6 protein-coding genes are annotated in these 6,792 nt (G+C 70.8%); all 6 read right to left on the bottom strand.

Annotated elements, in window-relative coordinates; genetic code table 11:
* The coding region (locus tag RN901_RS06305) for a VirB8/TrbF family protein (RefSeq protein WP_310757088.1) at positions 1-358 on the bottom strand (358 nt) is incomplete at its 3' end.
* Between the two features lie 16 nt (positions 359-374).
* Positions 375-1,364, bottom strand: a complete 990-nt coding sequence (locus tag RN901_RS06300; RefSeq protein WP_310757086.1) for a type IV secretion system protein — start codon at positions 1,362-1,364, stop codon at positions 375-377.
* A 12-nt stretch (positions 1,365-1,376) separates the two neighbouring features.
* The gene (locus tag RN901_RS06295) at positions 1,377-2,273 is read right to left on the bottom strand and encodes a hypothetical protein (RefSeq protein ID WP_310757084.1); all 897 of its coding nucleotides are present in this window, start codon (positions 2,271-2,273) and stop codon (positions 1,377-1,379) included.
* A gap of 16 nt (positions 2,274-2,289) precedes the next feature.
* Complete coding sequence (locus RN901_RS06290) at positions 2,290-3,528, bottom strand: TrbI/VirB10 family protein (RefSeq protein ID WP_310757082.1); 1,239 nt, start codon at positions 3,526-3,528, stop codon at positions 2,290-2,292.
* On the bottom strand, positions 3,525-4,403 hold the full coding sequence (locus tag RN901_RS06285; protein WP_310757080.1) for a TrbG/VirB9 family P-type conjugative transfer protein: 879 nt from the start codon (positions 4,401-4,403) through the stop codon (positions 3,525-3,527). The genes RN901_RS06290 and RN901_RS06285 overlap by 4 nt, the downstream gene beginning before the upstream one ends.
* A gap of 5 nt (positions 4,404-4,408) precedes the next feature.
* Positions 4,409-6,792, bottom strand: a 2,384-nt coding sequence (locus RN901_RS06280; RefSeq protein ID WP_310757078.1) for a DUF87 domain-containing protein, incomplete at its 5' end; no start/stop codon positions are given.

Below are 6,792 nucleotides of genomic sequence, written 5' to 3'. Positions count from 1 at the left end.
CGAGGTCCGTGCTCAGGAACCGGAGGCTCCGCGTCCATTGCTCCTGGACCGTCGCGCGTCTGCGCGAGTGGAAGTCGTGGACGAACCGGTTCAGGAAGTATTTTGTCGTGGGATCGAGCGGATCGGCCTGCGCGGTGGCGGCCTCATAGGACAGCGCCTCGGCGCGGCCCACTTCGTCCACCCGGACGACGATGGGCTTGGGCGGCTCGGCGCCCGCGATCCGAAGCAGGACGAAGACGCCAAGCACGATGCTCGCGGAAAGGAAGGTCAGGATCGTCCGGAGCTTCCGGTTCGCTTGGACCGCCTCGCCCCAGATCTCGGCGTACTCGCGGCCCGCGTCACGGTCTCGCTTCATCATTGGATCTCCTTTCAGTTCAAACGGGGGGCTTGGCGGGGGCGGCCGCGCCGCCCGCTCCGCGCATGACGAGGGCCATGAACCCGGACCCGGACGAGCCGGAACCGGAGACGAGCATCGAGGCGAGTTCGCCGACCTTGAGCCCGGCCATGAGGCCGGAGACGACGAGCGGCATGAGGACGACGGCCCAGAGCCAGAGCTCGAACGGGTCCGCCGTGCCGGTGCCCATCAGGGCATCGGCGTAGGTCGTGATGTAGCCCATGCCGACGCCCATGAAGACCCTGAGCACGGCACCGGCCACGACGCCGTAGAGCGTGTAGACCATCATGGTCCGGAACCATCCCCAGAACAGGAACGCGAGCGGCTCGAAGAGCAGGAACGCGATGAACACCGGACCGAGCAGGATCGCGATGGCGATGGCGACCTGCGCCCAGATCACCTGCGCGTAGGTGACGCAGAACAGCGCCAGCAGGCAGACCACGAGCGAGGCGCCCATCACGAGCGTGATGAGCGAGGAGAAGATCACGGTCGCGCCGGCCGTTACGATCGAGAGCAGGTTCCCCGTGGACCATGCGGCGCTCAGGTGCGCGGAGTACGCCTGCACGAGCGCGGTCATCTCGGTGTACCCTGCCGACACCACGTCGGACAGAAACAAGTTCTGAAGCCAGATTCCGCCTCCGGCGATCATGGCGGGGAACGTCAGCCCGACGCCGGGGATCGGGACGACATAGTAGTGGAGCAGGGTGCGGGGGATCGCGATCCCGATTACGAGCTTGATGATCTCCCAGGGCTGGAACGTGCCGCTGAACGCGATCTTGAGTCCGGTCCAGGCGACCATGACGGCGGCGAGCCCGCCCCAGAGCTGGAGCCCGAGCGTGTGAACGTCGGGCGCGGCCCCGCCGACGACGGTGTCGAGCACCACGTCGAGGAAGCTCTTGAAGTCCTGAAGCTGATCGGCGGGGATCTGCGCCGGGACGTTCGGGTCGATGGACTGCGGGGGCAGTTGCATGGCCGTCGCGCCCTACCGGTAGAACGAGGGGACGCGGAACAGGAGCCCGTCTCGGAGCGCGGCCCGGTTCAGCGAAGCCGCGTTCCGCATCGTCCCGGCGAGCGCGTTCGCCCGCGCCCGGCCGTCGTGCCAACGACCCAGCCATTCGAGGTGGGCGAGTTCGGCCTGCCGCGCACGGCTCGCCTCGCGAGCGGCTTCGTGGGCGAGCACTTGGCCGAGCGCCGCGTTGATCCTCCCTTGGCTCAGCGAGGCCGCCACCCCGGCCTGCTGGAGGGCCGTGTTGGACAAGTTCCCATTCGCGGTGAGGTCGCCGAACGAGCCTTGCGCGCTCTCGATGGTCCCGGCGAGCGCCGCCGCCGCGTCGAGGGCCGCGTAGTCGAGCACGCGCTGCCGGTCGGCGGACTCGCGGGCGCTGCGGTGGTTCTCCAGCGCCCGCGTCGCGGCTTGCGGCGGAAGGTTGCTGAACAGAGCGAGAATGTCGGCATCCGACACCCGGTCGGCCGCGTTGCGGGCGGTGCGCCAGTGTCGCGTGAACGAGCGCCCGGTCCCCATCGCGCGGACGGCATCGACCGTCCCTCGGGCTGCGCCCGTGAAGTCGGACCGCCAACCGAGTCCGTCACGCACGAGGCCGACGGGATCGGCGGCGAGGTCGGAGAACGGTCGGAGGAGCGCGTCGATCTCGCCCTTGGCGGCGCGCTCCATGTGGTCGAGCTGGTCTTCGAGTTCCGTAAGCTGGCGGGCCATCGACCGGATCTGGGTGACCTGGTGCGAGATCTGCGTGATCTGGTTCGCGATGATCGTGGCCCGCTGGAACCAGCTCCCGAAGTCGAACTGCGCGCTCGCGGGAGCGGCGCTGGCCAGCATCAGGAGCAGCACGAGGAAAACGGTGGCGAGGGAACGGAATCGCATGGACAAGTCCTTTCTCTTATCGGTCTGTCGGAGGGGTGGGGACGAGGACATCGGAGGTGAACCAGATGCGGAGCCGGTGGCCCGCGCGGATCGTGATCTCGGGCAGTCGGTTGAGATACCGGTCCAGCATCGAGGTGGCGCTGCCTCCGAGCCCCTGTCCGACGCCTGCTTGGAGTCCGTAGGGCGAGGCTCCGGCCAGCGTGAGACCGCTCAGCGCGCCGACCGCTCCTGCGGCCGCGAACGTCGAGAGGTAGCGGCGGTTCACTTGGTCGCGGAGCGCGCTCTCGCCCGTCTGGTTGAGGCCGGCGAACTCAAGGTCGATCCAGCTTCCATCGGGCAGCAGCAGCCGGTGGAACGAGACGGCAAGCCGGGTCTGGTCCCGGTTCTGGACGGCCCGTGCCGTGCCGACGACGCGCGCGCCGCGCGGGACCAGCACCCGCTGGCGGTCGGCCGAATAGAGCGGCGCCGACACCATGGCGAGCACCGGGCCGGGGAACTCGCCCGACAACTGGGTGACCAGCACCGCCTCCAGGAACGTGCCCTCGTGGATGCGTTCCCAGCCCGGCGGGTCAACCGGCCGGACCAGACGGACGGGCTCGGAGGCGCCGGACGCGGGTAGACCAGTCCGCGCCGCCGAACCGCCCACGCCGGGCGGCAGCCCTCCGCCCGCCAGTCCGGCCGCCATCTCGGCCTCAAGGGCGGCGAGGGACTGCCCGAGGGACGCGAGTGCGCCGTCGAGTACGGCGTCGGGAGACTCGGGCGCCACGGGAGACGCCGCGGCATCGGTGGATCCGTTCGGATCCCGGTGCGACTGCGCGACGGGAAACGAGCGGAGCGAGCGCGTCCTGCGCTCGACCTCCTCCAGCCGGAGCGCCTCGCGCAACTCGAACTCGGCGCGGCCCATGCCGGGGGCTCGGCCGCCTGCGCCGTCATTCGCCCCGGCGGACCCGGCGCCGGAGGGGGCTCCGGCCGCGCTGTCCGGCGGACTGTCGCGGGAATCGGCTGCGGCCCGTTGCGTCTCGCGCTGCGTCTCGTCGCGGATGCCCGCATCGAACGACCGGCCCTCCCGGTCGTTCACCGCCCGCGGCTGCACCGGCGCTCCGGCGGCGGTGGCGTCTTCACCGGGACCGGCGAGCGATGACGAGAACAGCAGTCCGGCAACCAGCACGGCGATCAGGACGACCCCCGCCTTCGTGACCATGCCGCCCGGAAGCGCGCCCTTCGGCTCCTTCACCAACCGCTTCCAGAGGCTCATCTCGAACCCTCCCGGGGCTCGAACCGCCACCTGGCCCGACGGTCGCCGATCTGGAGCCACCCGTCGCCCACCACGCGATGCAGGATGTAGAGGCCGTCGCCGGCGAGCTGAACGGGGACGACCGCGGGCTCGCCGTCCCTCAGCTCGTACACCCCGAACGACTCCTCGCGACCCGAGCGGATGTAGGTGAACTTGCCGTCGTGCCACATCGCCTCGACCAGGAACGGTCGCCGGGTGGCCGCGCGGTCAAGGCGGTACTCGAACGCAATGCGTGTGGGATACTCGGCGCGGAGCGCCTCGATCTCCGCTTCGGCTCGCCGGCGGGCCTCGACGATCCCCGCCTCGGCTTGTTCCTGTGCGCGGCGCGCGGCTTCGACCGCCTCGGCCGCCATTTCGCGATAGGCGGAGACCTCGCTCCGGGCGACGAACCCGGGAGCGCCGGACGGGGCCTCCCCCTCCGCACCCGCCTCGACGCGGACCACGAGATGCGGCGGCTTCTCGCCGCTTTCCGAGACAAGGAACGAGTAGATGCGCCCCGACTCGCAGACGAGCGCGACATTGGTCGCCGCGTCCTCGGCCAGCGGCTTCAGGTACGCGACGTTCGCCGCGCCGGTCAGGTGCCAGTACTCGGAGTCGCCAGCCACGAAGTCGAGGATGCGCTCCCCGGCCGGAAGCACGATGACCGTGGTATGGCGCACGCGCGCGCGGAGCCGGGGGATCCGCTCTTCGCCTTCCTGCGGCACCGGCACGCGGAGCAGGGCGGCATCGGTGGTCGCTTGCTGCGCGGCGGCATCGCAGGGAACCACGGCCAGAAGCAGCGTCAGCAGTACAACGACGATCCCGAGCAGGATCGCCGCGGTCGGGGTTGCTTTCATGGTGTTCACGTCCTCTCGGTTGGTGGGGTGGGATGGGTTCGGCCCGCGAGCGCTTCGAGCGCCCGGACCAGCCCGTGCCTCGCCACGGCTTCGGCGCGCCTCTCGGCGTCGAGCGGCGAGGAGGTGTAGAGCCAGTAGCTCTCCGGATCGACTTCGAGGCGGAGCACCGCCGCCTCGTCCGGGCGGCGGAGATACAGTTCGCGCTTGGGCGTCAGCGCCCGGATCCGGGCGACCTCCGACTCGTTCAGCCGGAACAGCGCCCCGGCCTCGTCGGGCAGTTCGGCGTTGGCGAGGAACAGCTTGGTGGGGATCGATTCGAGGAGCGCCGAAGCGCCCGGCGTCCCCGTCACGTCCACGGCGGACTGCGTCGCGAGCACGAGCGCGGCGTTCTTCTTCCGCCACGTCTTGGCCGCCTCGGCCAGGTAGTTCAGCACGGCGGGGTCCTGCATGTACCGCCACGCCTCGTCCACGACCATCAGCTTGAGCCGCGCCGTCTCGGCCGGGTCCTCGATCTCCAGGCGCATGCGTTCCAGCAGGTACGACAGTGCCGCTTCGCACAGGTCCGCGTGCTCGGCCGCGCCCGCCAAGTCGATCACCTGCCAGTCCCGGAACTCGATGTCCGCCCCGCCCGCGGGGGCGTTGTCAAAGAACGCGCCCCACGCGCCGCCCTCCGTCCAGCGGCTCAGCGCGGGCCACATCGCGGACGGGAGCGAACCGGCCAGCCCGGTGAGCGTCCGGCGCTCCGTCCCGAGCGCATAAAGGTCCTCGATCCGCGCGCGGATCTCGCTCGTGTCCGCGCCGTCGGGATCGTATCCGCCCAGCTTCAACAGCCGGAGCACCCAGCCCGTCAGGAACTGGAAGGTCCGCGTGGTCGCGGGCAGCGCGAAGGGTGTGAGCCGGAGCGTCGGCTCCGCTTCTCCCGGCGCGAGCTCCAGGTACCGGCCCCCGAGGAACCGGGTCAGCCAGCGGTAGGAGCCGCCGAGGTCCAGGATCAGGATGCGCGGATCGTACTTGAGCGCCTCGACCAGCAGGAAGTTGAGCGTGAAGCTCTTGCCCGAGCCCGTCGCGCCCAAGATCAGCGTGTGGCCCACGTCGCCACAGAACAGGTCGTAGCGGTACGCCGTGCGCCACGGCGTCTCGAACACCGCCAGCGGTTCGCGGTCCAGATGGCGGCTCCTACGGTTTCCCTTGGGCGGCCCGAACACGGGCGCAAGGCACGCCGCGAGGCCCGCCGATACGAACACCTTCCGCACCTGCCGCTTGCGCGGCTGCGCCGGGAGCCGGGCGAACCACGCGGGAAGCTGGCCGTAGCCCTCGCGGATGACCTTCGCGTCGTGCGCGGCGAACAGGCGGCGCACGTCTCCGTCCAGCCGCTCTATCCGTTCCAGTTCGCCGTGGAGCGCCACGGTCAGCGACGCTTCGCCGTAGGCCACGCCGTCGGCTTCGAGTTCGACGAGCGCCGCTCCCAGACGGTCGGACTCGGCGGCCGCCGCGGAATCGACCATCGCCGCCGCCGTGCCCTGGGCGTCCTGGGCGTGCGCCATCATCGAGTAGCGCCGCGAGAAGTAGTGGCGCTGCGCGCCTCGGATCCGGCGCCGCGCCGCCTCCACCGTCCACGGCCGCCATTCGAGCGAGACGGTCGTCACTGCGTCCAGGCAGTACAGGTCGCGGAGGAGGTTCGCGTGCGCCTGGCCCGGCGGCGACAGCAGCGAATACAGAATGACCGGCTCGCCGTCCAGCCGGAGGTGCGACCGCTCCGCCTCCAACTCCGACAGCGCGAGCCGCCAGTTCATGCCGCTGCCCGTCGCACCGTCCCAGAACGTGCCGGGGCGGTTGATGAGTTCGGACAGCAGCCGGGAAGCCTCAAGGGCTCCCAGCATCTCGACCGGCGTGTGCTCGGTCACGAGCGAGCGGCCCGCGTCGATCATGGCCCGGAACCGGCCCGCCGCCGCCTCGATCTCCGAGGCCAGGTAGGTGGCTGCCGTCTTGCCTCCGCGCTTCCGAAGCCGCTTGAGCCAATTCACCGGTCCCGGCCCGGAACCCCCGCCGGCCGGGCGGAGGCCCGGGTCGTGGGACCAGACCACGAAGGCGTCGAGCCGCTGGACGCGCTCGGCGAGGAACGCGCTTCGCTTGCGGCCCGAAAGGGACGCGATGTCCGAACCGCCGTCCCCCGGACCGTCGGCGAGGCTGGGGCGGCGGAGCATGTGGAATTGGAGGCGCGTGTAGGAACTCAGGCCCGACATCAACCGCTGCCAAAGCCCGAGCACGCGGTCGATCTGCTCCGGCGTGCGGCCGTCCAGTGCGGCGGGCCGGATCCGGCCCGCCGCGACCAGTTCGCCCGAACGGGTCAGGCAGGTGCGGCCGTCGTCGAGCCAGCCCCAGTAGGGCA

The organism is Candidatus Palauibacter soopunensis (genome assembly GCF_947581735.1).
Classification (GTDB): Bacteria; Gemmatimonadota; Gemmatimonadetes; order Palauibacterales; family Palauibacteraceae; genus Palauibacter; species Palauibacter soopunensis.
This window is presented reverse-complemented; position numbering and strand designations above follow the sequence as displayed.